The following is a 25,491-nucleotide window of genomic DNA, read 5'->3' as shown; positions in this document are numbered from 1 at the left end:
GCCATGCCGATCCCCGAGTCGCTACGCTCCTGCCCGCCGCTCCGACGTGACATGCACCGGCAGTGTGTCGTCCCACGGCTGTCGGTTCACCATGTCGGCGACGTTGACATAGCCGGTCTCGAATTCGCCGGTCGCGGCGTCCACCAGCCGGTACTCCTGCCGCTGCCGATGCAGGGGCTGGCCGTCGAGCAGCACCACCCGCACCTCGCCGGGTTCGAAGTGGCAGCGTCGCTGCATCGCCGCGATGAGCTGTTCGTTGTGCATGTGCCCATCGCCGAAGTTCCAGCCGATCGCCATGCTGCAGATGCGCTCACCGTCGGTGATCGAGTAGTCCTCCTCATTCCCACCGGCCATCGCGCGGTGGGCCAGGGTGAACAGCGCCTTGCCGTGGGTGTTGAAGGCGCGAAACGCGTACCCCATGAACAACGGGATCTGCGCGGCTTCCTTACTGCCGTAGAACTTTTCGAGCTGCGCGGCCGGCATGTTGGCGATCGTCACCAGGTTCTGCTCGATCTTCGCCTCGGCCGACGGCTTCACACACCACAACGTGGTGTCCCAGTTGCCTGCGTAGTAGCGCATTCCGGGCAGGAAGGACACCTTGCGCGGCACCGTGTTTCCGAGGAAGACGGTGGTGGCCAATGCCAGGAACAGCAGGATCGGCCACGGGCTGGTGATGTCGGTGATCCCGATCTGGGCGTGCGCGACGAACAGCGAGAGCACCGAGAAGATCATGAAGACGTTCCACTCCAGCGGCACACCCATCGGAATCGCCGACAGGATGCCGAGGTGGAAGCACACCATGACGATGGCCGCGATCGTGGTCGGCCATCCGCCGTGGGAGAAGAACAGCGCCAACGGGATCAGCATTTCGATGGCGGTGCTGATGTGGGCCAGCGTGTGCGACATCGGGCCGGGCCGAAGGTCTTCGGGGAACTTCTTGAAGAACATCCGCTTCAGGAAGCGTGGCCGCACCACCGGGCTGTTGGACATCATCGTGGAGATGACGAACGGGAAGTGCCGGGTGAGCTTGGAGGTCGCGGCGCCGATCCAGATCGCCATGCACACCAGCTTGGCGGCGATGATGATGTCGACGCCGGAGAACAGGAACGCAACCGCGAACGCGCCATACACCTCGCCGCGGGCGGCCAGGAAGATCACCTTGTCGCGCAGACCCACCAGCGCCAGCAACGCCACGACCGTCGCGACCTGCCAGGTCGGCAGCAGACCGACTTCGGTGCCCAGCTCAGGGACGGGCCCGGTGCCGTCGGAGAACAGCGCCACCAGGATCATCACGATCAGCGCCGCGTAGAGCGCGATGTCGACGGGGCCACGATTGTCGCCCTTGGTCAGCGGCACCAGCTTGGGCCACGGTGGCAGCCGGATCGTGTTGGGGCGCAACCAATAGATGATCGACCCCATCGGCGGCCAGAACCGGTTGTTCAGCGGGCCGAAGCCGCAGCCGAGGCCGACGACCTCGAAGAGCATCGTGTAGAGCACGGCCTTCTCGTAGACGATCGGCTCCGACCACCACGACCCGATGTCGGTCAGTCCGCCGATGCCCGTAGTGGCCAGACCGAACAGCGCTCCGACGAAGACGTAGAGCAGGATCTTGATGACGTAGAACAGATGCAGGGCGACCGGCGTGCCGAAGCCCACCTCGGCCCAGTGCCGCGCCATCGGTTTGATCTTCTCCGCGCGCGTGCCCTTGCTCCACGTCTCGAAGTCGATGACGGGCACTTCCTGCTTCAGAAATCCCATGGCAAAAAGACTAGAACGTGTTCTAGTCGCACGGGTACGAATTCCCGCGCGGCGAGACTTCTCCGCGAGCAGACACAAACTCGGGCGGATTCGGGCAAAAATGCCCGAGTTTGTGTCTGCTCGCGACGGGAACTGTCAGGCCTTGGCGGGCGGGCGGTAGAAGATCGCCAGCTGGCCGACACCGCCGGCAAGGCCGAGCACCAACGCGATCAGCAGGCCGCACCAGCCGTGCAGCCACGGGTAGGCGCTGGTGCCGTGGAACAGCAGATAGTCAAGGCTGTACTTGCCCGCGCCGGTCGCGGCGATCGCGATGGCCGCGGCCGCCAGCACCAGGTTGTACTCCCAGCCTTCTTTGACGATGAAGAAGCCGTTGTGCCGGTGCACCGTCCAGGCCGCGACGAGCATCAGCGCGACGAATCCCGCGGCCGGGATCGGCGTCAAGAGGCCCAGAGCCAGGCCGATGCCCGCCGCCATCTCGGTGCTGGCCGCCACCCGGGCGTGAAAGGTGCCGGGCTTCATGCCGATGCTCTCGAACCAGCCGGCGGTCCCCTTGATCCGGCCGCCGCCGAAGAACTTGTTGTAGCCGTGGGCGGCCATGGTCACGCCGAGCACCACACGCAGGATCAGCAGTCCGACACTGTAGGCAGTCATGGAGGTAAACCTAGAGCATTACGCCACGTGCTGGGCAGGCGCTCAGCCCACGTAGCCGATGACCGGCATGGTGTAGCTCAGTGCGCCGTTCTCCATCCAGTGCATCAGCGGCTGGTAGTCGCTGTTCGGTGGCTGAGGCATGTAGCCGCGGCTGGTGGCTCCCGCAACCGGCTCGTTGAACTGGCGCATCCGAATCACGTTGGCCCACAGGTAATCCTGAATCTGAGCCATGCTCGTGAGATCCTTCTCCTTCTTGAAGATCTTCAGGATCTTGTCTTTGTCGTCGCCACTGTCGATCAGACCTTCGACCAAGTCGTCGAAGTCGTCCTTGCTGATCGTGTAAAGGTTGTCGCCGGTGACGGTCTGCGCACTCAGGTACCCCTGTTCGGCCACGATGGCGACCTGCGTCTCCTTGAGCGCTTCCTGGGCGTTGGGCACGTAGCCCAGGTCGATCGAGCTCAGCTGGGAGTACGGGTTGATGACATAGAGGCCACCCCAGCGGTGGTGACCGTCGACGATGTAGAGCCCGTCGTCGGCGGTCAGGATCACGCTTTTGGCGAGCACGGTGCCGCCGGCCAGGTAGTCCTCGAGCAGGTCTGGGTCCTGCAGCGGATCCTCCAGCGCCTTGGTCGCATCGATCTCGTTCTGCGTCGGCAACAGACTGCTCACGGCTGCGGTGATCGGGGTGACCGCGATGGCCTGGTTGGGGATGCCTCGGGTCAGTCCACCGGTGGTGATCAAGGCCAAAAGCGGTGTGTTGCAAGTACTCGGGCACTGCTCACCGGTGACGGGATCGGTCTTGAGGTAGGTGTTGAACAGGTTGACGAAGCCGTCCGGGTCCTCGTTGTACCGTGCCATCAGGATCTGCTGCAGCTGGTCGACGGCAACCATGTCGGGCAGCGGTACCCCGTCCGTCGTCATCCGTCCGGTGTTCTCGGCGCTGTTGAGGACCTTCGTCGCGGTGCCGGCCAGGCCGCCGTTGCGAATCCAGCTACCGAGGTAGGAGGCGACTTCGGTGTCGGTGGCCGCCCGGCCGAGGACGACCTGGAAGATCTCCTGGATCTTCACGGCGCGAAACGCGTTGGCCTTGATGAACTGGACCGCCACCACCTGCGTCGGCCGGCCGGACCGTAACTCCTGGACGTAAATGGCCGCTTGGCCGGCATCGGCCGGCTCACCCAGCAGGCTCCGGTAGAGCAGCTGGACATAGGTGTCGGCGGTGCCGCCGCTCACCCGGTAGAACTCCCGGGTGCTGGCCACCTGGGCGACCACCAGCGGCTCGGGAACACCCATCCGCAACTCCATGGTGCCCGCCGCCAATTCTCCTGCGGTGGGCGCTCTTCCGAGCAGCTCGAGGTAATAGCTGTTGACCTGCTGCTGACGAAAGGCCGTCGACGTGTAGAGGCGGTTCACCACGGCCGCTTGACCCCTCGCGTCGAACACGGCGGTGTAGCGCGTCAACTGCTCCGCGGTGGGGTCGGCGCGCAGAATCTCGCGGAAGAGGCCGGTGACGATCTCGGTGGATGTGCTTGGATCGTCGTTTCCGGTGGGATTCCCGACGCCGGTGACCGGGCCGGGGAAGCCGGGAAAGCGTGGGCGTCGTCGGTCAGCAGTCGGCCGCGCCGAGGCCTGTACCTTGCGTGGACCCACCGTGGGACGACGCTCGCCGACAACCGACGCTTTAACGGCGCCCGCTTGCCGCGCCGAGTGCGACGCCGGCGCTGCCGAACCGCCGCCGTCGTCGGCTGAGGCGATCGCCGGCGCCGCCAGCATCGCTGCCCCCACACCGGCCGCGACCGCACCCGCTTGAAGCCAACGCACCACAGCCACATCCGCCATGGGCCCAGAATTATCATCCGGGGCAATTAGGTGTAGCCGCCGTCGACCGGGCTTCACTCGGTCGACTGCAAATGTTCAGACCGCCAGCGCCGCTCGCAACCGGTCAAGGTAGTCGTCGACGTCGACGTTGTCCGGGTCGGCGTGCACGCTGAGCGCGATGGTGTCGCCGAGGCCGTGCACTCCGTGGGTCAGGCTCATCATCGGCGAGAGCCCCGACCACCCGGCGGCCAGCAGGACCGGGCAACCGCCGAAGGACAGATCGGCAGCCCCGCGGTTCACGCTGGAGACCACGGTGTTGCCGGTGACCGTGGCCGACCGCATCTCCGGGTCGAATTGCCGCACGCCCCAGCGCAACAACGCGGCGGGGACGGCGGCGGACGCCGCGGCCGAGGCCCGCAGCGCCGGGTGCTCGCCGCGCAGGCGCTGGGCGGTCAGCTCGGCTGCGATCAGCTCCGCCCGCCGGGCGCGGTCGACGTCCGGGTGCAGCCGGATTCCGACATTGCGAAAGTTGTTGTGCCCGCCCGAACCCAGTTGTCCGGCCATCGTCACTTCGGCCGCCAGCGCCGAGGTGTCCTCGCCACGCGCGGCGAGGTAACCACCGAGCGCCTCGGCGATCACCACCAACGCTCCGATGGTGACGGTGGGTTCCGTCAGCCGGTCGCGGTGCAACACCAGCGTCCGCAGCACCGGTGTCGCGCGGGGCCGCTGATTGATGCTCAGCAGCGGGGCGCCCGGAGCGGCCGGCGGCACCCGCCCGGCCTCGGTGTCGCGCACGAGTTGGCGATGCGCCCGCGCGGCGGCCACACCGCGGGCAGGCAGGAAACCGCGCCGCGTGGGCGCGGGCACCGGCACCGGCTGCCGCCGGCCGAGCAGCGCCCCGCCGAGCAGGGTCCCCCGGGTGCCGTCGGCGAAGGCGTGGCCGGTCTGCATGACCACCACCGAGCCCACACCCTTGCACCCCGGCACGCCCGACACGCGCGGGAAAATGTGTGCGCGCCAAGTCATTCGGTGAAGGTCGAGCGGGTCACCGCGGAACCGCGCGGCAGCGTCCAGGCAGCCCTGCCAATCCACTCCCCCGGTGTCGTGCAGCACGAACTGATCGGCGCTGACGTCGCCGCGACACCAGCGCGGGTATCGCCACCGGCCATAGTCCACCACCCGCATCCGCAACTCGTCACACGCCTCGGCGCGCCGGCGGAGTTCGTCGACGGCGTCCTCCGGCGAGTCGGGTGATCCGTCGAAGGCGTACAGCACCAGCTGATCGCTGGGGACGACGGCCGACATCCAGAACATCTGCGCGTCAACCGCGGTCATCGCTCTGCTGGCAGCCATGGCGGCCATTGTCCTAGGCTGGCCAGGTGCTGCCGACTCCCGGTCCCGACCGCGCCGCGCTGATCACCGGAGCATCCTCTGGCATCGGCGCCGAAATCGCCCGTGTGCTGTCCTCGCGCGGTCACCACGTCGTGCTGGTGGCCCGCCGTACCGAGCAGCTCACCGCACTCGCGGAATCGCTTCCTGGCCCGAGTTCGGTTGTCGGCGCTGATCTTTCGCAACCCCAGGATCGGGCCGCGCTGCCCGGCCGGGTCGCCGAACTCGGGTTGGACGTCGACATACTGGTCAACAACGCCGGGCTGACGACCACCGGCCCGGTGGCCGCCGCAGATCCGGCCGCCGAGCTCAACGTGGTCGAGGTCGATGTGGCCGCCGTCGTCGACCTGTGCACCCGATTCGTCGGCGCGATGGCGGCCCGGCGGCGCGGAGCCGTGCTCAACGTCGCCTCGTTGGGCGCCTTCGGACCGCTGCCCGGCCAGGCTGTCTACGGTGCGTCCAAGGCCTTCGTGCTCTCCTACACCTACGCGCTTCGCGAGGAACTCAAACCGAGCGGCGTCACGGCATCCACCCTGTGCCCCGGTCCGGTGAAGACCGGATTCGGCGCGGCCGCCGGCATCTCCGACGAAGACGCCGAGGCCGCGCTGCCCAAGCCGCTGTGGGTGTCGGCCGAAGATGTCGCCAAGGCCGCCGTGGACGGACTGGCAGCCGGCAAGGCAGTCGTCGTGCCTGGCCGGCTCAACTACGCGGCTACCGCGGTCTATGCGCTCACACCCAAGCGGCTGTTGCTACCACTGCTGGCCCGCAGCCACCCGAGCCTCAAGAAGAAGTAGCTGACAGGAAGGCGACGATCTGCCCGCCCACCACCTCGGGCTGTTCGAGCTGAAGGAAGTGCCCGGCGTGCTCGACGATCGCCACTTCACTGCCCGCCGGTAGGACAGCCGCCACCCACGGCGTGAATTCCGCTGTCATGCAACCATCGTCGGCCCCGTGCAGGTACAGCGTCGGCAGCCGCGGCACCTCCAGCCACAGCCGGTTCAGCTCGGCGTAGCGACTCGGCGGGCGGGTGTTGCGGATGGTGGCCCGGTAGGTGCCCAGCGCGGCGCGCCAACGATCCGGGGTGCCGATGGCGGCGTCGACGTGGCGCAGATCCTCGGCGGCGTTGTAGCCGGGTGACCAGCGGCGCCACAGCAGCGGCACGATCCACGACGACGAGCGCTCCGGGGCGAACGGCAGCTGAAAGTAGCTGATGTACCAGCTGCGCAGGAGTTGCACCGGAAGCAGACGCAGCAGCCGGCCCCGGTTGGCCAGCTTCCTGCCGGCCCCGGGCCGCAGCGCCGCCGAGGGCGGCACCGACATCACGACGGCCTTGGTGAAGGGACTGTCCGGCATCGCAGCCAAACCGGTCGCGGCGATCGCGCCCCAGTCGTGGCCGATGACAACGTCGGCTCCGGTCGGATTGCACGCGGCAAGCACCCGCAGCGCATCGTCCATCACGGCTCCGATGTGCTGGCTGCCGTCGGCGGGAAGCGACGAGGGCACGTAACCGCGCATGAACGGCGCGACGACCCGGTAGCCGGCGGCCACCAGGTAGGGCGCCAGTTTCCGGAAACCGTAGGCAGTATCGGGAAAACCGTGCAGGCACAACGCGATTGGGCCGTCATCCGGACCCCAACTCAGTGCGCGCAGCTGCACGGCCGGCGCGGAGACGTCAATCCAGCGCGGCTCGGTCATCGAACGCCGGCGTTCACTAGATCGGATCGAATCCCGAGATCAGCCAGTGGTCTTTGACCTTCTCCAACGTCACCCGCACGCTGGAGGCGGTGTTGGTCGGCGCATCGGTGCCGACGACCACTGTCTGATCGACGAACAGCAACACCACCGCATGATCGGGCTTGGCCGAGACCGATGCCGCCGCGGGAACGGCTGCCAGGGCAGAGATCTTCTTCTCCTTGGCGCCCGGGATGACGACGGTGTTGATCAGTTGGGTATAGGCGTCCAGGAAACTTCCGGTCAGCCGGTCGCGCGCCGCGCCGAGATCCTTCTCGACCGACTCGGGCTTGTAGCTCAGCAGGGCGACAGTGGAGTCCTTGGCCGCCTGCACCGATTCGATGCGCGCGGTGTCGGCGTCCCGGCGCGACGAATCCTCATAGCGCAGATAACCGGCCGCCGCCGCGAGCAGCAGCGCCACGACCGGCAGCACCCCGAAGGCGACCGCCCCGGCGAGGCTGAATCGCTTCGCCGGTGCGGCATCGGCAGCAGCAGGCGCCGGTGCGGCGTCTTCCTCGATGACCTCGGGGTCTGGCTTGGCGTCCTCAGTCGTCACGGTACGAACTCCACTTTCGCGACCTTCGCTTCGTCGTTCCCGGTCTTTTTGACCGTCAGGCGCATCCGCCAGGAGCGCTTCGGCTGATTGGGCGCACCCCGGTTTGAGGTGGTGACGGTGACGGCCACCAGCACCTGGCCCTCATTGCCCGACACCGACTCCAGCCCCGCCTCGGTCACCTCACCCACCGACTTGGACTGAGCCTGCTTGACCACCTCGATGAACGGCTGGGACCGCTTCGCGAAATCGTCGTAGAACGCATCGGTGGCGGAGTCGAGGATGCGCTGCACATCCTTGTCCGCCTCGGCGGCGTCGATGGTCGTCAGATTGAGGGCGCCCTGGCGGCCGACTCCGACCAGTAGCTGCTGCAGCTGCGCGGTCTGCCTGGACTCGTAGGCCCGGTAGCCGAGCCATCCCGTGAGCGCGGCCAGAGCGACCACCACGGCCGTCCCCACGATCAGCGCCAGCTGGACATGCGAACGCGCCGGTCTCGGCGGTGCGGGCGTGTCCCCGTCAACCCCGAGTTCGACGGCCGTGGTGGCCTCGTCTCCGGGCTCGGCAGGCTCGTCGGCCATGTTTCTCCCTCTGCGGCGTTACCGGGCTCCGATCACCCGCACTTGGGGCGAAAGGCTACCGGTAGGCGCTGTGAGGGCCGTCACGGGTTCGCGACAGCGGCCTCGAGATCGGCGATGACGATTTTGCGCATCCCGAGCATGGCCTTGGTCGCGGCGGCCGCCCGGGTCTGGTCGGGATCGGACAGCAGCTCGTAGAGCCGGGTGGGCACCACCTGCCAGCTCAGGCCGAATCGGTCCTTGAGCCAGCCGCACTGCGACTCCTGGCCACCGGCGACCAGAGCGTCCCAGTAGTAGTCGACTTCGGCCTGGTCAGCGCATTCGATCAGGAAGGACACCGCCTCGGTGAACGAGAACACCGGGCCACCGTTGATACCGACGAACCGGGTGCCGTCGAGGGTGAAGCCGGCCGACACGACCTGGCCGGCGGTGCCCGGCCCCGCGTCGGTGTAGCGATTGACGTACTCGATGGACGAATTCGGGAAGATGCCGGTGTAGAACCGCATCGCCTCCTCGAGGTCGTCGTCGAACCACAACGACGGGGTGATGGTGGGCACGGGTGGTCTCCTCTCCAGGACAGTCGAAGGGATTGACCGGCCGGGGTGCCGAAACTCATCGATAGCGCCGCTATGTAACGTGCTGTTCAGGTTCGGTCGAGAGGATGCCGGTGAGCAGCACGAACAGCGGTCAGACAGTGGAGTTCCGCGGCACCAACGACCTCGCCCTCGTGGCCGACGAGTGGAACCGGGGTGTCGAGTCGGCGGCTGAGCGCCCGACGATCCTCATGCTGCACGGCGGCGGTCAGAACCGGTTCTCCTGGAAGAACACCGGCCAGGTGCTGGCCGATCAGGGTTTTCATGTGATCGCGCTGGACGCCCGCGGGCACGGTGACAGCGACCGCGCCCCCGACGCCGACTACAGCGTCGACTCGCTGTCCGCCGACGTGCTGCGCGTGCTGGAGCAGATCGGCCGCCCGGTCGTGCTGATCGGGGCGAGCATGGGCGGGTTGACCAGCATCCTGGTGGCCAAGGAGGCCGGGCCTGCCGTGGTGACGAAGCTGGTGTTGGTCGATGTGGTGCCCCGCTTCGAGAAGGACGGCAGCGCCCGCATCCGGGACTTCATGTTCAGCAATGTGGACGGCTTCGACAACCTCGAACAGGCGGCCGACGCCATCGCCGGATACCTGCCGCACCGCAAGCGGCCGAAAAATCTTGAGGGCTTGAAGAAGAATCTGCGGTTCCGGGACGGCCGGTGGTTCTGGCATTGGGATCCGGCGTTCCTCACCGCACCGAAAGACGATCCGTTCGGCCGGGTGGAGCGGCTCGAGCAGGCCGCCATCGAACTGACGATCCCGATCCTGCTGATCCGAGGCAAGCTGTCCGATGTGGTCAGCGCCGAAGGGGTGCAGGACTTCCTGGCGAAGGTGCCGGGCGCGGAGTTCGTCGAACTCTCCGACGCCGGCCACACCGCCGCAGGTGACGACAACGACGCGTTCAGCGAAGCAGTCGTCTCGTTCGTCACCAGACCGGTGTGACCAACTGACCGTTGGCCAGGAACTCCTCCAGGTTGCGCATCGCCAACGTGGCCATCGCCGTCCGGGTTCGCAACGTGGCGCTGCCCATGTGCGGCAACAGCACGACGTTGTCGAGTTCCCACAGCCGGACGGGCACGTCGGGCTCCGCCGCGTAGACATCCAGACCGGCGCCCGCCAGCCGGCCCGCTTCCAGGAACTCGATGAGCGCGTCCTGGTCGACGACACTGCCGCGGGCGACGTTGATCAGGAAACCGTCCGGACCGAGCGCCTCCAGCACATCGCGATCCACCAGATGCTCGGTGCCGGATCCCCCGGCGGTGACGACCACCAGGACGTCGACGGACGCCGCCAATTCCACCGGTGAGGCGGAGTAGCGGTACGGACTGTCGGCCAGCTCGTGGCGATTGTGATAGGCGATGGCACAGTCGAATCCGCGTAACCGGGTGGCGATCGCCGAGCCGATCCGGCCCAACCCGAGGATGCCGACGCGGCTGCCGCTGAGGTCGCGGGTGTACGGGAACGGCCCGTCGGTGGCCCAGCGGCCCGCCCGCACGTATCGGTCGGCGGCGCTGAACCGGCGCATGGTGTCCAGGATCAACCCCAGCGCGGTGTCGGCGACGGTGTCGTTGAGCACGTCGGGGGTGTTGCTCACCCCGATCCCCCGCTCGCGCGCCGCGTCGACGTCGATGGCGTCGTAGCCGGCACCGAAGTTCACGATGGCCCTCAAGGCCGGCAGCGAATCCATCAGCGCGGCATCGACACCCGGTCGGCCACCGCACACGATCACCGTGACCTCGTGGGCCTGCTGCGCGTCGACGGGAAATCGCAGCGGCGTGTGCCGCGCCGTCAGTTGCTTCTCCAGAGACGGTTCGAGCCTGCCGACGACGAGGATGGCCATACCGCCAGTCAACCAGGCCCGTCGTCGTCGAGCGCGCGGCGGATGATGTCGCGCAGGTCCTCGCGACTGGTGACATTGAGTTTGAGGTACATCCGATACAGGTGCCCCTCGACCGTGCGGGTCGACACCACGAGCCGCTCGGCGATCTCGCGGTTGGACAATCCGCGCACCACCAGGTGGGCGATCTCGCTTTCCCGCCTGGACAGTGGCAGCGGCTGGGAGGTGGCCATCAGTGCTGGTGTCTTCAATCCGCCGCATTCCTTGCCGAGCCGGTCGGCGGCCGCCGCGGCCTCCAGTGACTGCCTGCGCTGTCCGGCGGCATCGAAGAGTGCCGCGGCCTGCGCTGCGGCATCCGCCGCCGACAACAGGGCGCCGATCCGCTCGAACTCCCGCGACGCCGAAAGAACCGCTGCCCCATCGTTGTTCATCAGTCCGGTGGCGTGCGCGGCATCGATCGCCGCCAGCGGACCACCGATCACGGCGGCCACCTCGACTATCCGCGGCAAGCAGGTCTTGTCCCCGAACCGCGCTGCGGCGTGCAGGGCCATCAGCTCGATGGCGCGTTGGCCCGACTCGGCGGCGAGGTCGGCTGCGCGCAGAGCCATCGTGACCGCGCCGCTGACATGACCCATAGCTGCAGCCAGCCATGCCTCCGCGATGCGGACCGCAGGTTCGAACATCGTCGCCGCGCGCCCCACCAGCTCCCGAAGTTCGGCGACCAAGGGCGCGGCGGCCGAGTCGTAGCCGAGTCCGCAATAGCATTGCGCCAGAATCAGTCTGGCCGGAACATTCCACGAGGCGGCCGCCTCGCCGCTGAGGGCGGCCAGCGTTTCCTCGAGTCGGCCCATCGCCACCCGCAGTTGCCCGCGGCCCAGTTCCACGGTGCCGGACAGGACGTTCGCCATTGCGCGAGCGCGGTACTGGCTTGGCGAGGTGATCCGCACGATGTCACCCGAACGTGCCTGCGCGGCAGCGAAATCGCCCGCCAGCGTCAGGGCGCGCACTTCGGCCAGCGCCAGCAGGAACCGCAGCAGCCCGTCGATGTTGTCGTAGACCTCGTGGCCCCGTGCGGCCAGCCGCGCCGCGTCGGCGGTGCAGCCTTTGAGCGCGGCCGCCATACCACCGCCGAAGACCGCCCACCCGACGGCAATCGGCGGCGCGGTCGGATCGGCCAGCACCTTGTCGGCCAGCTCGGCGGCCTCGTCGAGTCGATTGTCGAGTACGGCCAGGGCGGCCGCGAGGCTGTCGACACCCACCCGTACCCGCGGGTGAGTAATCCTCTGCTGCAACATCTTCAGGATCTCGGCTGCGGCTGCGGCGTCTCCTATCGACCACTGGAGATTCGCGATCCGCGCCATGCCCCATCGGGCCAGTTCGAACTCGGTGAGGCTGTCGGGGTCGAAGGACGCCAGGATCAGTTCGGACTCCGGGGCCCGCCCCTGCCACAGCAATGTTCGCGCGAGCAGTTCCGAGGCCACCAGGCCGCCGCCGGCGTCGACGGCGGCACGCGCCAGCCGCTCGGCGAGCGCGATGTTCATCAGTGCGATCGCGTCTTCTGCTGCACGGGACAAGAATTCGGCGTCCATCGTCTTGTCGGAGTGCAGCGCCAGTTCAGCGCGGCGCACGCGTTGTACCGGGCCCAGCGGTGGGTGCAGATCCATCGCGCCCACCAGCTCTGTCCGCAGGCGTCGGCTCGCGACTTGACCCAGACCCTGCCTGATGACTTCACCGATCACCGAGTGGGTGAAGTGAATGTCAGCGGTGCCGCTGCCATCGACGACGCGGATCAGCCCCCGCCTCTCGGCGTGTTCCAACGTATCGCTGTCGACGAGTTCGGACATCACGTCCAAAGTGAGCGGCTCCGAGACTGCCAGCAGCTGCAGAGCCCGCCGTTCGTCATCGGGCAACCGGTCGAGCCGGCTACTCAGCAGCGGCGCCAGTTTCGAGGCCACCGCCGTCTCGCCGCGCAGCTGCCAGACACCGTTGACCTGACGGAGGGTGCCGGCTTCCAGCGCTCCCTCGACGAGGTGCCGGACGAACAATGCGTTGCCGCTGGAGGCTTCCCACATCAGGTCGGCGGAGAGTCGCTCCAACCGTCCACCGAGGGCCGTCTCGATCAGCGCCACCGACTCGGCCTTGCTGAAGGGAGCGACATCCAACCGGGCCAGGTAGCCGTCTTTCCACAGCGCGGTGATCGTCTCGGGAATCGGCTCGCCGCTGCGAGCGGTCGCCACGATGCGCACCGAGCCTTCGACAGCCAGCTGGTGCAGCAGCGTCGCGGACAGGTGGTCGACCAGGTGCACGTCGTCAACACCGATGAGCGCCGGCTTCTCCCGCCGGACGGCGTGAAAAGCGGCGGCCAGCATGGCCACCGGGTCGGTGGGCATCGGACTGGCGAGCAGATGGGCGAACACACCCAATGGCACGTCACGCGCGGACTCGGTGCCCGCGACCCACACCGCCGCGGTGCGCAACGTGTGCGCGGCCATCCGTGCCAGAGTCGTCTTCCCGACACCGGCGTCGCCCAGAAGGAGTGTCCCGCATTGGCCGGGCCGGCCCTGCAGGGACGCCTGGATCGCGGCGAGTTCCTTGCCTCGACGCATGACAGGCCAGGTACGGCTGTCCCCCACGGCCGCAGTTTACGCAGGCGAAAGCCCTGGACTGGGCGGATTGCTCAACGTTCAAAAACCCGCGCGACGACCGGTCGGCCGCCCGGGCTACGCCAACAACGGCACGTCGCCGTGCCGCTGATCGGTCAGGATTTCGAACATCGCCCGCCGCGCGGCCACCAGTTCGGTGTCAAGACCATTGCCGGACAGCGTGATTCGACAGTTCGCCAGAGCGGAGTTGTAGCAGTACTTGGTGGCACTGTTGGTGTCGGTGTAGGTCAGCCCGATGACGTCGCCAGGTTCGGCACGAATCTCGCCGTGCAGCTCGAATCCGTCGGTACGGCCGCCGAACGACCACCGGAACGGCTCGTACGAACCGCGAGTGTGCCGTGCGGCCAGGATGGACCGCACGGCCACCTCCCAGCCCGCATGGCGCAGGACGAACAGCGTCGTGGCAGGCAACCGTAGTGGTCCCAGGGCGGCGTGCGCGGTGACCACCTCCAGGCTCGAGTTCGGGTGCTCGTCGAATCCGCACACCTGACCGAAGGCGTACGCCGGGGTGTGCTTGCTGCCCCAGTTGTGGTTGACGCTGCCCGTCCACGAGTCGACGGCGACTCGGGTGTCGCCGAGGGTCACCGTGCCGTCGAAGCGGGCCAGCGGGTGCCGTACCAGGGTCTTGGCGGTCGGGAACTTCGCCGTATAGGAGCGCTCGGTGAGGAGCTTGACCGGCGGCTCGTCACCGGGCGTGATGGCCAGGTCACAGGACGCTCCGTCGAGCGACGCGCGGGCCTGGACGTCGTCGATCACGCTGTCGGCGATCCTGGCCGACCAGGGATCGGACAGGTAGTCGGCGTCGCCCAGGGGGTGCGGCACCTTCAGCGCACGGTTGCCCGCGCCGTCGGGGTCGAACAGCATCACCCAGACGTCGGCCACCGCGTCGCCGGGCTTGGGCAGCAGCCGCGTCCAGCGCAGCCAGATCGCCTGCGCGCGCCGGGGGTGATTCGCGCGGATGAATCTGCTCTCGTAGTAAGGAGGCATCATCTGTTCAGGATCGCGGACAGAAGGGCGGCGCACAGTGGGTTGGACGATCGCGGCTGCGGTGTTGGCGGTGCTGGTCGTGGCCGAGGCGATCGCGCTGCTGGTGATGCGTTCACGGCTGGCGGCGAGCGAGCGGGAAACCGAGGAGCTGCGCGGGCGCCTGGACACCCGCAACATGCTGTGGTCGGGCGGCCGAGAGGCGGTCAAACAGGTGTGGCAGACCGCCAATCTGGTCCGCACCCAGGGCCTGGGCGGCGCGGTGCGGTCCTCGATCGAGGAACTCGCCGACTGGGCCGACGTCGAGCGACCCGACCTGGCTCGGCTGGCGCCCGACGGCAAGGTGGTGGTGATGTTCTCCGACATCGAGGAGTCCACTGCGCTCAACGAACGCATCGGCGACCGGGCCTGGGTCAAGCTCATCGGCAACCACGACCGGATGGTCCGGCGGTTGGTGGGCAAGCACGACGGCCACGTCGTCAAGAGTCAGGGCGACGGGTTCATGGTTGCGTTCGCCGATCCCGCCGCCGCGGTGGATTGCGCGGTGGCGATGCAGCGGGAATTGGCGCGCGACGCGAAAAGGCTGCGAAACAACAGCATTCGGGTGCGGATCGGTATCCACATGGGCAAGTCGGTGCGCCGCGGTGACGACCTGTTCGGGCGCAACGTCGCGATGGCGGCCCGAGTCGCCGGTCAGGCCGATGGCGGCGAGATCCTGGTGAGCGAGCCGGTACGGACCGCGGTCGGCGATCAGCAGGCCTTCGACGAGGGACGAGAAGCCGAACTCAAAGGGTTCAGCGGCAGCCACCGGCTGTACGCGGTGGCCTAGCTTTTCGGTGTGGAGTCGGCTTCTGCGTGGCGCTGGTGCAGCCGGGCGCGAATCTCGTCGGGGGTGTATGCCTCGCGCCGCCGTTGGTCCCGCGCGACGAGCACCCCGCCCGCGACGACGCCGGCCGCACCGGCCAGACCGATCCACTTCCAGATACCGCGCATGCGATCACATTATGCTGCGCTGGTGAGTGAGCACACCGTGTCGTTGACACAGGCGCTGAACGAAACCCGTACCGGTGACGTCTGGTTGTTCCGCGGCGGATCGGGCCCGGACCGGGCGATCCAGACTTTGACCAACGCGCCGGTCAACCATGTCGGCATGACGGTGGCGATCGACGATCTGCCGCCGCTGATCTGGCACGCCGAGCTCGGCCACAAGCTGCTGGACCTGTGGACCGGCACCAATCACCGTGGGGTGCAGCTCAACGATGCGCGTGAGGCCATCGAACAGTGGCTGCATCAGTACGGTCAGCGGTGCTGGCTGCGCCAGCTCACCCCGGATGTCACCCGCGAGCATGAAGATCAGCTGCTGAAGGTGATCGCCCGGATGGACGGCACCCCGTTCCCCTCGACCGCGCGGTTGACCGGCCGCTGGCTCCGTGGTCGGCTGCCCACCGTCAGCGACTGGACGCGGGGAATCCCGTTCGTACACAAGAAGGTTCGACAATCCGCGGAACGGCGCAAGCTGGCCGAGCGTGAAATCGGGTTGCAGACGGCATATTGCGCGGAGACGGTGGCCATCACCTACGAGGAGATGGGCTTGCTGGCCACCGAGAAGAACGAGAACTGGTTCGATCCCGGCCGGTTCTGGAGCGGTGACACCCTACCCCTGGTCGACGACTATCGACTCGGCGACGAAATCCAGGTCCTGACAGACTGATTCGTCAGAAGCCGACGCCGACGCCGATACCGACCGGCGACTCACGGTGCGGGCACGACAGGTCGACGTAGACGGTGGTCGCGCTGGTCGACTCCCCGGGCGAGCTATCCGGATTGTGCACGGCCACCACCCGACAGGACGACAACGGCGCACCGGTGTTGCCGTCGACCCAGTTGATGGCGACGACGTAGCCCTGGGACTGGAGATCGTCGATGGTCGCCTGCGCCGTGTCGGCCGAGGCCACCGACGCGAACACGATCGGAACAGCGGCGGCCGCGCCGAACAGCGCGGTCACCGATCGTCCGATCCCCCATCGCATGACGCACCTCCCGAGCTGAACTTACCCCGAGCCCCAGACTGCAAGCACTTTGCCTTTCGGGTCGCGGAATTGGACCGCGGTGATGGTCTGACCCGGCGGAACGTCGTAGGCGACGTGGCCGGCGACCCGCTGGCCCTGCGTGAGCTGGCCTGAGGTGATGCCGGGCCGGACCGCACCGACGGCGGGCGCGATGTTCGACCCGTCGGCGGCGCGCGCGACGAGGTAGAAGCCGTTGTAGGTGGGTGTGCCGCTCTTGGCGACGATCGTCACATCGACGGCGTACATCGCGCCCTTGGCCGGGACGATCTGGGCGTCGGGCGGCACCGGCTGCAGGTTGTCGATCGTGTAGGCCGCGGTGCCGTCGGACGACGCGATGTCGACCTTGGTGCCGAACGCGACCGCTTCCAGAGTGGGCGCCATCGAGGTGCCGGCAGGTGTGCTGGGCGGCGACTGTTGGGCGGTCTGGTTGGAATTCCCGCATGCCGCAGTCATGAGCACGACGGCCAACAGGCCGAGAGGGACTCTGAACAACCGTGTTCCGCGCATGGGCGGATAGTAGCGCGGGCACCCGCCTCCGTCAGCGTCGCGCCCGTCTTGCCTGATTGGCAAATCTCCTTGCCGATATCGCCGACGCATCAGCACCATCGGTACGTGACCTCAACAGCGAACCCGTTCGATGATCCACACTTTGTCGACATGTACGCCGCCCGCGCGGCGAAGATGGTGCCCGCCTACCGCGACATCCACCGGATGGCCACGGTTCTGATCGATGAGCGCGCGCCGTCCGATGCCAGGGTTCTGGTGCTCGGCGCCGGCGGCGGGCTGGAGACCACGGCATTTGCCCAAGCCCAGCCCGGGTGGACGTTCGACGCCGTTGACCCGTCGGAAGCGATGCTGGAGCTCGCGGCGCGAAACCTCGGACCCTATGCAGCGCGGGTGCGCATGCACCGTGGATACATCGAGGACGCTCCGGACGGCCCATTCGCCGCCGCGACAAGTCTGCTGACACTGCACTTCCTGCCCCGGCAGCTCCGCCTCGAGACAGCTGCACGGGTCCGCCAGCGGTTGACGCCCGGCGCGCCGTTCGTTGTTGCGCACATGAGCTTTCCGCAACACGGCAGCGAACGGGACTTGTGGATCAGCCGGCATGTCGCGAATCTCATCGCCGCGGGGATCGATGCCGCGGACGTCGACAAGGCGCGCAACGCCATCGCCACCGAGGTTCCCGTTCTCTCGCCAGACCAGGACCGCGCCATTCTGCGCGAAGCGGGGTTCACCGATGTCACCGAATTCTTCACGGCGTTCACCGTCCGCGGCTGGGTCTGCTACGCCTGAGCTCTTCTACCCGCCGCCGCGCCGGTCACGTTTGGTGCGATACATCGCTTCGTCGGCGCGGGAAAGCAGTTGCGCGGCAGTGAGATCAGAGCCGGCAGCGCGCCCGATACTGGCGCTGACGCTCAGCTCATGGGATTCGACGTCGAACGGTGTCGACAGCCGGTGACCGATGTGCTCAGCAAGGTCGTCCAGCTGGGTGAGGTCGTGAAGACGCTCGCGGACGACGACGAACTCGTCGCCGCCCAGACGGACGACGGTGTCGGCGTCACGTACCGCATCGGATAAGCGAATTCCAATCTCGCACAACACTTTATCGCCAATATCGTGGCCGTAACGGTCGTTGACGCTCTTGAAGTTGTCCAGGTCGATGAACAGCACACCCACCAGAGTGTTGGTGAGCCTTGCCCTGCCGAGAGCTCGGGTGAGGCGATCTTCGAGAACGGTTCGGTTGGACAGTCCGGTGAGGGGGTCGCTCAGCGCGGCTTCTTCGAGTTGTGCGACCGCCTTCTTCTGTTGGGTGATGTCTTGGAGCTGAACCAGCGAAGATGAGACGACGCCGAACTCATCGGGTAGACCGACAACGGTGTGCAGGCACCAGACCACCGTCCCGTCCGGGCGCAGGAACTGACGTTCGCTCTCGTGATGGGTGCGCGCTCCCGCGTGAACCGCGGCGACAGCGTCCTCGAACACCGACCCGTCGTCTGTTGCGAACTCCCGCAGTGAGTGTCCGACCAACTGCTCGGCGCTCCTGCCGAGGATGCTGCACAACGCGGGATTGACCCGAGCCAGCGTCCCGTCCAGCATGCGCCAGCCGACACCGATCGTGGCGCGACTCATGGTCAACTCGAACATCCGCACCGCGGCATCGCGGGCCTGTTCGGCCTGCACGCGGTCGCTGACGTCGCGGTGCGCGGTGATCATCTCCTGTGGCCTGTCCTCCTCACCGGGTAGGACGTGCGCCGTCGTCTCGATCCAGCGGTACTCGCCGTCCGCGTGGCGCATCCGCATCAGGAACCTGGTGACCGCACCGTTCGTGGTCTGCCAGGTCTCCGCCAGCTCGGCTCCGTCGTCCGGGTGGACGAGATCGATCCCGTACGTTCCGATCAGGTCGTCGGGCTCGAAGCCCAGTACGGTCCGCGACGCAGGTGACGCCCACAGGAACGAGGTGTCGTCGACCAGCTGCCAGGCGACCATGTCGGAGCTGTATTCGGCGATCATGCGAAAGAGTCGCTCGGATTCCCGGAGCTGCAGAGTGTGCAGGGTTTCACCGCTGACCGGTCGGAAGGCAGCCACCACCGCCCACGGGTCGGGGTCATCGGCCCGGAACAGCGGTACAGCGTCGACGTGTAGCCATACGTGGCGTCCCGCCGCATCACTGCCCGGGCGGTGAACGCCCATTATCCTGTCGCGCACCGTAATTCGTGTGCGCCGGGCGACCATGGCCGGCGCCTCTGCACCTTCGAGGAATCGGCCGTCTTCGTCTACCGCGGCCCAGCGCGGGTCCTGCGACGTCCGGCCGAGCATCTGGTCGGACGACAACCCGAGAATCTCCTGCGCCACCGTGGAGGCGGCGATGATCTCGCCGTCGGCGTTCTGCACGACGATGCCGGCCTCTGGTGGCAGCGCGGCGAAACCCGCCTCTGCCGCCAGCGCGTCGACGGAGACCTGTGCACCGCCGTCCACCGGACCCCCCTCGGTCTCTGCTGACCTTGTCCTGCGTGAGTCTAGGTTTTCACCGCCCGCTTCCGGTGTCATTGCCCAACATCGAATCCCCCTGCCCTACATAAGGGTTGCCTTGGTTAATGTCCCGCATCGCGCGGTACGTAGCGCAGATGAGCGATGCCGTTGGCGAACGTCTCGTGGCCTTCGAGGCGCAGCTCGAGCTGCACGTCGTCGGGTAGTGCGCGCAAGCCGCCGCCCACCACCTTCGGAACCACGAAGAACTGGAATTCCTCGACCAGGCCGGCCCGGATCGCGGCGGCCGCGACGGTCGGCCCGAAGATCTCGACGGTTCCCGGGGCGTCATCCACGATTCGCCGTAACTCCGCCAGGCCCAGGTCCGGCACCAGACGGACGCGGTCCGACCCGATGTCCTCGTGCGTCAGCGTCGAGGACGCCACCACTTTGTCGATGCGCCGCCAACGACGGGCGAACTCCTGCTCCGCCGGGGTCCAGACTTGATCGTCGGGATCGGTCTCCCAGTACTGCATCAACTCGAAGGTCCGGCGCCCCAGCACCTCGGTGGATACCTCGCCCATCCGCTCGACGTGGACGTCGAACACCGCCCCCTCGGGGGCCGACCATTGGAAGTCACCGGCAGTATCGGCAACGTAGCCGTCGATGGACGTGGTCGCGGTGTAGTTCAGCTTTCCCATGCCATACAGACTCGCTCAACCGGCCGAAGTCATCGCGGAGGTCGACCGGCGTGGTCAGTGCAGAGCGGGTTCGATGCCGAGGTCGGCGAGAAGTCGCCGCACGCGCGCCTCGATCTCGTCGCGGATCGGGCGGACGGCGTCGATCCCCTGGCCCGCCGGGTCGGGCAAATCCCAGTTCTCGTAACGCTTTCCGGGAAAATATGGGCACGTATCGCCGCATCCCATGGTGACGACGACGTCGGCCGCCCGGACGATCTCATCGGTCCACGGCTTCGGGAACTCCCGCGCGATATCGATGCCGACTTCGGCCATGACGGCCACGGCGGCGGGGTTGATCTCGTTGGCGGGTTCCGAGCCTCCGGACCACCCCACCCCATGGTCTCCGGCGAGATGGTTGAAGTATCCGAGCGCCATCTGGGAGCGCCCCGCATTGTGGGTGCACAGGAACAGCACGGTGGGCTTGGGGTTGATGACGGCGTTCACGGTCTGCTCCTATGAGGCATCGCGGTCAATGGTCCGGCGGTGTCAGTGAAACGGCGGCGGAGTGCGAGGGAGACGTAGACCAACGCAACGAGGACGGGCACTTCGATGAGCGGGCCGACCACTCCGGCGAGTGCCTGCCCCGACGTTGCGCCGTAGGTGGCGATCGCAACCGCGATGGCGAGCTCGAAGTTGTTGCCCGCCGCGGTGAACGCCAGGGTCGTCGTGCGCTGATAACCCAGACCGAGTAGCGCGCCGAGCAGGTAACCGCCGCCCCACATGATCGCGAAATAGGCCAGTAGCGGGAGAGCGATGCGGACGACGTCCAGCGGGCGACTGGTGATCTGATCACCCTGCAGCGCAAAAAGAATGACGATGGTGAACAGCAACCCGTAGAGGGCCCACGGTCCGACCCTCGGCAGGAATGTGGATTCGTACCATTCGCGGCCCTTGGCTTTCTCGCCGAGCCGCCGGGATAGGTAGCCGGCGAGTAGCGGGATGCCCAGGAAGATCAGCACTGACTTGGCGATCTGCCACGGGGAGGTGCTGATGGTGGTCTGTTCCAGCCCCAGCCACCCGGGCAGCACGGACAGGTAGAACCAGCCGAGCACCGCGAACATGACGACCTGGAACACCGAGTTGAGGGCGACGAGAACGGCGGCGGCTTCGCGGTCGCCGCAGGCAAGGTCGTTCCAGATGATGACCATCGCAATGCAGCGGGCGAGGCCGACGATGATGAGTCCGGTGCGGTACTCGGGTAGGTCGGGCAGCAGCAGCCAGGCCAGGGCGAACATCAGCGCGGGTCCGATGACCCAGTTCAACAGCAGGGAACTGACGAGAAGTTTGCGGTCCCCGGTGACGGTGTCCAAGCGGTCGTAGCGGACCTTGGCCAGTACCGGGTACATCATGATCAGCAGGCCCAGCGCGATCGGCAGCGAGATGCCGTCGACTTGCACCTTGTCCAGTGCGGTGTTCAGGCCTGGTACCAGGCGGCCCAGGAGCAGGCCGACCGCCATGGCGATGCCGATCCATACCGGCAGAAATCGGTCCAGACGCGAGAGCTTCCCGACGACCGCGGTATCGATGTCAGTTGCGGAGGGCGCGTTCACCATCAGCAGCAGACATCACTCGCGGGGCTGTTGCCGAACGTGTCCGAATCCGCGAGGACGGTATAGACCTCCCATTTCTCGCCGGCGGGTGCCGTTACCCATACCTTGTCCTGGGTGGCGAAGCAGCAGGTGGTGCCGATCTCTTCGTCCGTGAACAGACCTTCGCCGGTGAGGCGGGCGATTTCAGCGTGGACGGTCGCGCTGGAATCCACCTCGACGCCAAGGTGGTTGAGGGTGCCGCCCTTGCCTGGGTTTTCCAGCAGGACAAGCTTCAACGGCGGGTCGACGATGGCGAAGTTCGCGTAACCCGGCTTCACCTTGGCCGGTTCGGTGTTGAACAGCTTCGAATAGAACGTGATGGCCTCGTCCAGGTCATCGACGTTGAGTGCCAGTTGAGCGCGGGACATGACGGCTCCTACCTATGTGGCTTATGTCGAACTATGCTCTCCACGATGATGCCACCTCTTCGACGTATGTCAATATCCATGGCAAGATGTGGGCATGCCGAAGACACTGCCCACAGTGGACATGTCCGCGCCGGTCTGCTGCGCGCCGGTGGCCGCCGGTCCCGTCAGCGATCAGGCGGCGCTCGAGATTGCGTTGCGGCTCAAAGCTTTAGCGGACCCGGTTCGAGTCAAACTGGTCTCACTGCTGTTCGGTTCGGACGCGGGCGAGGTGTGTAGTTGTGACCTGGCTGAGGCGGTCGACCTGAGCGAATCAACGGTCAGCCACCATCTGTCTCAGTTGCGTCGTGCAGGTCTGGTCGAATCCGAACGCCGCGGAATGAACGTCTACCACCGACCTCGCCGCGAAGCGCTGGTGGCGCTCTGCACAGTGCTGGACCCGAACTGCTGCCGCTAGATCACTCAGCTTGGCAGGTCGCACACCAGAAGATGGAAGGCGCGCGGACCATTACCGACGCGCCTGTCCTCGATCCGATCGAAACCCGCGTCGCGGATAGCCGAGACGAGTTCATCGATGGGCCGCAACCGAAACCCATGGCGGGTGAACGGCATTTTGGTCATCTGATCCGGGTCACCGACCCCCAGCACCAGTCGCCCGCCGGGCCGCAGCACTCGAGCCAACTCGGTGAAAGCCGCGGCGAGATCCGGCACGAAATAGACCGTGTTAGTGGAGATGATCGCGTCCAGTGCGGAATCGTCGAGCGGCAGACTTTCCATCCGACCGGCATACAGACGTAGCCGCCCGCGAGCAATGGCGTCGGCGAACCGCTGCCGAGCTTGCGCGAGCATCGTGTCCGACATCTCGACGCCGTGAACGACCGTGCCCTCACGACCGAGCAAGATGTCGAGTCCGACGCCCCCACCAAATCCGATGTCAGCGATGTCGGCGGACGGCCCGCGCTCCGCGGCGGCGACCGCAGCGACGACGACTGATCGATTGCCGCGGTTGAGTACGCGCCCGACGAGTCGGCCCGCGAACCCGGTGGGATCACCGAGTTGCCGAGCAAGCCCGGCAAGCGCACGGTCGACGAGCGGCATGCCCATCATTAGACACCGAACTTGGCTCGAGCATCGTCGCTGACCGGGGTGAACAGGTTCACCAGGTTGCCGTCGGGGTCGCGGAACAACAGTGCGCGATTTCCCCACGGCATGGTGGTCGGCTCGGTGACAACCTCGTCCAATTGTCCTTGCAGGCGGGCGTATTCGGCGTCCACGTCAGCGACGATGAACTCGATGATGGCACTGCGATTGGCCGCCGGCTCGGCAGATCCCACACCGAACAACGGCACGGTCTTGTCGCTTCCGATGGCCAGGGTGCCCACCGGCGTGGGAATCTCGGCGAATAGTTCGTTCGCCCAGACCGCGTCAGCTCCGGTGACCATCTCGTAGAAGGAGGCCAAACGCTGCACATCCGCGGTGATGAGGCGGATCGACACTAGCTTCATGGCGCCCAAGCTAGACCCGCCCACCGACAGGTCAACCCTGAGCGCGATGACTCGCCAGGGCACTCCTCAGCACGCGACTGTGGGCCCTATGCACGCAAAAGGGCCTGTCTGCGTGCATATCCCCCACACTCGGCACCTCATCGGCCAGTGGCGCGACCCGCACACCCCACGTCCAATTTCGGTGAACAGCGCCACCGGGCGGCCGCCTCTACCGCCAGTATGCGTCCGCCGGCGTCACAACTGCGTCGAAGTATCGACGACCAGTGTCCTTGTAAAAGCAATTGCCCTGCTCGATCTGCGCTGCGTCAGCATCGGCGCCCTCGCGGTCACCCCAGTAACGAACGATCGAGCCCATCCTCAGTTGATGGCTCTCACTGTTTTCAACCTTGGCGTCTACCGCCCAACACGATCCTGGCGCATCGACACCATGCACGCTCTTGTCGGAGGCACCCCGGTCGCTTTCGGCCCCACAGCGGCCGACAGCCCTAACCCTCAGCTCCACCAAACAAGCCTACGACTTGGACCTAGACGTTGAAGCGGAACTCGACCACGTCGCCGTCTGCCATCACGTAGTCCTTACCTTCCATCCGCACCTTGCCTGCCGCCTTGGCCGCGGCCATCGTGCCCGCTTCCACCAAGTCGTCGTAGGACACGACCTCGGCCTTGATGAAGCCCTTCTCGAAGTCGGTGTGGATCACGCCGGCCGCCTTCGGCGCGGTGTCCCCGCGGTGAATCGTCCAGGCGCGCGCCTCTTTTGGCCCCGCGGTCAGGTAGGTCTGCAGATTCAACGTGTGAAAACCGGCCCGCGCCAACGCATCCAGGCCGCGCTCACTCTGCCCGATCGACTCCAGCAGCTCGGCCGCCGACTCGTCGTCGAGTTCCTGGAGCTCGGCCTCGATCTTCGCGTCCAGGAACACCGCGTCGGCCGGGGCCACCAGCGCGCGCAGCTCGGCGATCCGTGCGTCATCGGTGAGCACCGATTCGTCGGCGTTGAACACATACAGGAACGGCTTGATGGTCATCAGGTTCAGCTCGCGCAGCAGCGACCAGTCCTTGCCGCTGGCGAACAGCGTCGTGCCGCCGTTGAGCAGTTCCTGAGCCGCGACCGCGGCCTCGAAAACCGGCTTGCGGTCCTTGTTGTTGCGGGCTTCCTTCTCCAGCCGGGGCACCGCCTTCTCCAGGGTCTGCAGGTCGGCCAGGATCAGCTCGGTCTCGATGACCTCGATGTCGGACTTCGGGTCCACCTTGCCGTCGACGTGCACGACGTCGTCGTCGGCGAACACCCGGACCACCTGACAGATCGCGTCACACTCGCGGATGTTGGCCAGGAACTTGTTGCCCAGCCCCGCGCCCTCCGAGGCGCCTTTGACGATGCCGGCGATGTCGACGAACGTGACCGGCGCCGGCAGGATCCGCTCGGAGCCGAAGATCTCGGCCAGTTTGGTCAGTCGCGGGTCGGGCAGCGGGACGACGCCCTCATTCGGCTCGATCGTGGCGAACGGATAGTTGGCTGCCAGCACGTTGTTGCGGGTCAGCGCATTGAACAGGGTCGATTTTCCCACGTTGGGCAGACCGACAATTCCGAGGCTCAGGCTCACAGAGAAGACAGTCTAGGAGAAAGCCCCGGACGACCCCTCCGCTTGCGGCCCCGCTGACGGTCCACATTCAGCCGGAGCCGGTACGGTCTACGTGTGTCAGCACA

Annotated in this window: 27 protein-coding genes and 1 pseudogene; 6 read left to right on the top strand and 22 right to left on the bottom strand. The window is 66.8% G+C overall.

Annotated elements, in window-relative coordinates:
- Nucleotides 1-21: 21 nt before the first annotated feature.
- From BST42_RS20610 to BST42_RS20595, 4 genes are all read right to left on the bottom strand, one after another.
- Complete coding sequence (locus BST42_RS20610) at nt 22-1,758, bottom strand: DUF3556 domain-containing protein (protein WP_083121183.1); 1,737 nt, start codon at nt 1,756-1,758, stop codon at nt 22-24.
- A gap of 135 nt (nt 1,759-1,893) precedes the next feature.
- Nucleotides 1,894-2,409, bottom strand: a complete 516-nt coding sequence (locus BST42_RS20605) for a DoxX family protein (protein WP_083121182.1) — start codon at nt 2,407-2,409, stop codon at nt 1,894-1,896.
- 42 nt (nt 2,410-2,451) lie between these two features.
- Nucleotides 2,452-4,248 carry a hypothetical protein gene (locus tag BST42_RS20600; RefSeq protein ID WP_083121181.1) on the bottom strand — a complete coding sequence of 599 codons (1,797 nt, stop codon included), beginning with the start codon at nt 4,246-4,248 and terminating at the stop codon, nt 2,452-2,454.
- A gap of 75 nt (nt 4,249-4,323) precedes the next feature.
- Nucleotides 4,324-5,580 (bottom strand): WS/DGAT domain-containing protein, encoded by a 1,257-nt coding sequence (locus BST42_RS20595; RefSeq protein WP_237159530.1) that lies wholly within the window; start codon nt 5,578-5,580, stop codon nt 4,324-4,326.
- A gap of 26 nt (nt 5,581-5,606) precedes the next feature.
- Between BST42_RS20595 and BST42_RS20590 the strand changes: the two genes are divergently transcribed.
- The gene (locus BST42_RS20590; protein ID WP_083121180.1) at nt 5,607-6,410 is read left to right on the top strand and encodes an SDR family NAD(P)-dependent oxidoreductase; all 804 of its coding nucleotides are present in this window, start codon (nt 5,607-5,609) and stop codon (nt 6,408-6,410) included.
- Here BST42_RS20590 and BST42_RS20585 read toward each other — a convergent pair.
- From BST42_RS20585 to BST42_RS20570, 4 genes are all read right to left on the bottom strand, one after another.
- A complete protein-coding gene (locus tag BST42_RS20585; RefSeq protein WP_083121179.1) occupies nt 6,397-7,311 on the bottom strand; it encodes an alpha/beta fold hydrolase in 915 nt (304 codons plus the stop codon). The genes BST42_RS20590 and BST42_RS20585 overlap by 14 nt on opposite strands.
- 16 nt (nt 7,312-7,327) lie before the next feature.
- Entirely contained in the window at nt 7,328-7,903 is a 576-nt protein-coding gene (locus BST42_RS20580) for a hypothetical protein (RefSeq protein WP_083121178.1), read from the bottom strand.
- A complete protein-coding gene (locus tag BST42_RS20575) occupies nt 7,900-8,478 on the bottom strand; it encodes an Rv1363c family protein (protein ID WP_083121177.1) in 579 nt (192 codons plus the stop codon). The genes BST42_RS20580 and BST42_RS20575 overlap by 4 nt, the downstream gene beginning before the upstream one ends.
- 80 nt (nt 8,479-8,558) lie before the next feature.
- Nucleotides 8,559-9,032: a VOC family protein gene (locus BST42_RS20570; protein ID WP_083121176.1), complete on the bottom strand. Its 474-nt coding sequence runs from the start codon at nt 9,030-9,032 to the stop codon at nt 8,559-8,561.
- Nucleotides 9,033-9,142: 110 nt separating this feature from the next.
- Here BST42_RS20570 and BST42_RS20565 point away from each other — a divergent pair, with 110 nt between their 5' ends.
- Complete coding sequence (locus BST42_RS20565; RefSeq protein WP_435406051.1) at nt 9,143-10,009, top strand: alpha/beta fold hydrolase; 867 nt, start codon at nt 9,143-9,145, stop codon at nt 10,007-10,009.
- Here BST42_RS20565 and BST42_RS20560 read toward each other — a convergent pair.
- The 3 genes from BST42_RS20560 to BST42_RS20550 form a co-directional block, all read right to left on the bottom strand.
- The gene (locus BST42_RS20560; RefSeq protein WP_083121174.1) at nt 9,993-10,907 is read right to left on the bottom strand and encodes a 2-hydroxyacid dehydrogenase; all 915 of its coding nucleotides are present in this window, start codon (nt 10,905-10,907) and stop codon (nt 9,993-9,995) included. The genes BST42_RS20565 and BST42_RS20560 overlap by 17 nt on opposite strands.
- An 8-nt stretch (nt 10,908-10,915) precedes the next feature.
- Entirely contained in the window at nt 10,916-13,537 is a 2,622-nt protein-coding gene (locus BST42_RS20555) for a helix-turn-helix transcriptional regulator (protein WP_083121173.1), read from the bottom strand.
- An 87-nt stretch (nt 13,538-13,624) separates the two neighbouring features.
- Entirely contained in the window at nt 13,625-14,557 is a 933-nt protein-coding gene (locus BST42_RS20550; RefSeq protein ID WP_083121172.1) for a hypothetical protein, read from the bottom strand.
- 34 nt (nt 14,558-14,591) lie between these two features.
- Between BST42_RS20550 and BST42_RS20545 the strand changes: the two genes are divergently transcribed.
- Complete coding sequence (locus BST42_RS20545; protein WP_237159529.1) at nt 14,592-15,380, top strand: adenylate/guanylate cyclase domain-containing protein; 789 nt, start codon at nt 14,592-14,594, stop codon at nt 15,378-15,380.
- Here the strand turns inward: BST42_RS20545 and BST42_RS29140 are convergent.
- Nucleotides 15,377-15,544 (bottom strand): hypothetical protein, encoded by a 168-nt coding sequence (locus tag BST42_RS29140; RefSeq protein ID WP_110918695.1) that lies wholly within the window; start codon nt 15,542-15,544, stop codon nt 15,377-15,379. The genes BST42_RS20545 and BST42_RS29140 overlap by 4 nt on opposite strands.
- A gap of 37 nt (nt 15,545-15,581) precedes the next feature.
- Here BST42_RS29140 and BST42_RS20540 point away from each other — a divergent pair, with 37 nt between their 5' ends.
- Nucleotides 15,582-16,262, top strand: a complete 681-nt coding sequence (locus tag BST42_RS20540; protein WP_110918706.1) for a guanylate cyclase — start codon at nt 15,582-15,584, stop codon at nt 16,260-16,262.
- Nucleotides 16,263-16,266: 4 nt separating this feature from the next.
- Here BST42_RS20540 and BST42_RS20535 read toward each other — a convergent pair whose 3' ends face one another.
- Together BST42_RS20535 and BST42_RS20530 are read right to left on the bottom strand one after the other, a co-directional pair.
- Entirely contained in the window at nt 16,267-16,581 is a 315-nt protein-coding gene (locus tag BST42_RS20535; protein ID WP_083121171.1) for a hypothetical protein, read from the bottom strand.
- 21 nt (nt 16,582-16,602) lie between these two features.
- Entirely contained in the window at nt 16,603-17,127 is a 525-nt protein-coding gene (locus tag BST42_RS20530) for a DUF1942 domain-containing protein (RefSeq protein ID WP_165760890.1), read from the bottom strand.
- 105 nt (nt 17,128-17,232) lie between these two features.
- On the opposite strand from BST42_RS20530, the gene BST42_RS20525 reads away from it, so the two are divergent.
- Nucleotides 17,233-17,916, top strand: a complete 684-nt coding sequence (locus BST42_RS20525) for a class I SAM-dependent methyltransferase (protein ID WP_083121169.1) — start codon at nt 17,233-17,235, stop codon at nt 17,914-17,916.
- Between the two features lie 6 nt (nt 17,917-17,922).
- Here BST42_RS20525 and BST42_RS20520 read toward each other — a convergent pair whose 3' ends face one another.
- The 5 genes and pseudogenes from BST42_RS20520 to BST42_RS20500 form a co-directional block, all read right to left on the bottom strand.
- Nucleotides 17,923-19,599 carry a sensor domain-containing protein gene (locus tag BST42_RS20520; RefSeq protein WP_165760889.1) on the bottom strand — a complete coding sequence of 559 codons (1,677 nt, stop codon included), beginning with the start codon at nt 19,597-19,599 and terminating at the stop codon, nt 17,923-17,925.
- 116 nt (nt 19,600-19,715) lie between these two features.
- Nucleotides 19,716-20,291: a dihydrofolate reductase family protein gene (locus BST42_RS20515; RefSeq protein ID WP_083121167.1), complete on the bottom strand. Its 576-nt coding sequence runs from the start codon at nt 20,289-20,291 to the stop codon at nt 19,716-19,718.
- Between the two features lie 54 nt (nt 20,292-20,345).
- Nucleotides 20,346-20,753 (bottom strand): annotated as a pseudogene (locus BST42_RS20510) (arsenate reductase ArsC); the annotation flags it as partial.
- 17 nt (nt 20,754-20,770) lie between these two features.
- Nucleotides 20,771-21,880, bottom strand: a complete 1,110-nt coding sequence (gene arsB, locus BST42_RS20505) for an ACR3 family arsenite efflux transporter (RefSeq protein ID WP_264046064.1) — start codon at nt 21,878-21,880, stop codon at nt 20,771-20,773.
- A gap of 2 nt (nt 21,881-21,882) precedes the next feature.
- Nucleotides 21,883-22,287, bottom strand: coding sequence for an ArsI/CadI family heavy metal resistance metalloenzyme (locus BST42_RS20500; protein ID WP_083121164.1), 405 nt, complete (start codon nt 22,285-22,287; stop codon nt 21,883-21,885).
- A 94-nt stretch (nt 22,288-22,381) separates the two neighbouring features.
- Here BST42_RS20500 and BST42_RS20495 point away from each other — a divergent pair, with 94 nt between their 5' ends.
- The gene (locus tag BST42_RS20495; RefSeq protein ID WP_083121304.1) at nt 22,382-22,741 is read left to right on the top strand and encodes an Rv2640c family ArsR-like transcriptional regulator; all 360 of its coding nucleotides are present in this window, start codon (nt 22,382-22,384) and stop codon (nt 22,739-22,741) included.
- 5 nt (nt 22,742-22,746) lie between these two features.
- Here BST42_RS20495 and BST42_RS20490 read toward each other — a convergent pair whose 3' ends face one another.
- From BST42_RS20490 to ychF, 3 genes are all read right to left on the bottom strand, one after another.
- Nucleotides 22,747-23,382 (bottom strand): class I SAM-dependent methyltransferase, encoded by a 636-nt coding sequence (locus BST42_RS20490; RefSeq protein WP_165760888.1) that lies wholly within the window; start codon nt 23,380-23,382, stop codon nt 22,747-22,749.
- A gap of 8 nt (nt 23,383-23,390) precedes the next feature.
- Nucleotides 23,391-23,789, bottom strand: a complete 399-nt coding sequence (locus BST42_RS20485; protein WP_083121162.1) for a VOC family protein — start codon at nt 23,787-23,789, stop codon at nt 23,391-23,393.
- Nucleotides 23,790-24,313: 524 nt separating this feature from the next.
- The gene (ychF, locus tag BST42_RS20480; protein WP_083121161.1) at nt 24,314-25,387 is read right to left on the bottom strand and encodes a redox-regulated ATPase YchF; all 1,074 of its coding nucleotides are present in this window, start codon (nt 25,385-25,387) and stop codon (nt 24,314-24,316) included.
- Nucleotides 25,388-25,491 lie beyond the last annotated feature (104 nt).

This window comes from Mycolicibacterium rhodesiae (genome assembly GCF_002086695.1).
Lineage (GTDB): Bacteria > Actinomycetota > Actinomycetes > Mycobacteriales > Mycobacteriaceae > Mycobacterium > Mycobacterium rhodesiae.
This window is presented reverse-complemented; position numbering and strand designations above follow the sequence as displayed.

Excerpts from the sequence above, each read along its gene's own strand:
- BST42_RS20500 (WP_083121164.1), bottom strand. The coding sequence starts at position 22,287 with ATGTCCCGCGCTCAACTGGCACTCAACGTCGATGACCTGGACGAGGCC.
- BST42_RS20485 (WP_083121162.1), bottom strand. The coding sequence starts at position 23,789 with ATGAAGCTAGTGTCGATCCGCCTCATCACCGCGGATGTGCAGCGTTTG.
- BST42_RS20585 (WP_083121179.1), bottom strand. The coding sequence starts at position 7,311 with ATGACCGAGCCGCGCTGGATTGACGTCTCCGCGCCGGCCGTGCAGCTG.
- BST42_RS20610 (WP_083121183.1), bottom strand. The coding sequence starts at position 1,758 with ATGGGATTTCTGAAGCAGGAAGTGCCCGTCATCGACTTCGAGACGTGG.
- BST42_RS20490 (WP_165760888.1), bottom strand. The coding sequence starts at position 23,382 with ATGCCGCTCGTCGACCGTGCGCTTGCCGGGCTTGCTCGGCAACTCGGT.
- BST42_RS20605 (WP_083121182.1), bottom strand. The coding sequence starts at position 2,409 with ATGACTGCCTACAGTGTCGGACTGCTGATCCTGCGTGTGGTGCTCGGC.
- BST42_RS20495 (WP_083121304.1), top strand. The coding sequence starts at position 22,382 with ATGCCGAAGACACTGCCCACAGTGGACATGTCCGCGCCGGTCTGCTGC.
- BST42_RS20530 (WP_165760890.1), bottom strand. The coding sequence starts at position 17,127 with ATGCGCGGAACACGGTTGTTCAGAGTCCCTCTCGGCCTGTTGGCCGTC.
- BST42_RS20595 (WP_237159530.1), bottom strand. The coding sequence starts at position 5,580 with ATGGCTGCCAGCAGAGCGATGACCGCGGTTGACGCGCAGATGTTCTGG.
- BST42_RS20535 (WP_083121171.1), bottom strand. The coding sequence starts at position 16,581 with ATGCGATGGGGGATCGGACGATCGGTGACCGCGCTGTTCGGCGCGGCC.
- BST42_RS20550 (WP_083121172.1), bottom strand. The coding sequence starts at position 14,557 with ATGATGCCTCCTTACTACGAGAGCAGATTCATCCGCGCGAATCACCCC.
- BST42_RS20600 (WP_083121181.1), bottom strand. The coding sequence starts at position 4,248 with ATGGCGGATGTGGCTGTGGTGCGTTGGCTTCAAGCGGGTGCGGTCGCG.
- BST42_RS20560 (WP_083121174.1), bottom strand. The coding sequence starts at position 10,907 with ATGGCCATCCTCGTCGTCGGCAGGCTCGAACCGTCTCTGGAGAAGCAA.
- BST42_RS20575 (WP_083121177.1), bottom strand. The coding sequence starts at position 8,478 with ATGGCCGACGAGCCTGCCGAGCCCGGAGACGAGGCCACCACGGCCGTC.
- BST42_RS29140 (WP_110918695.1), bottom strand. The coding sequence starts at position 15,544 with ATGCGCGGTATCTGGAAGTGGATCGGTCTGGCCGGTGCGGCCGGCGTC.
- BST42_RS20515 (WP_083121167.1), bottom strand. The coding sequence starts at position 20,291 with ATGGGAAAGCTGAACTACACCGCGACCACGTCCATCGACGGCTACGTT.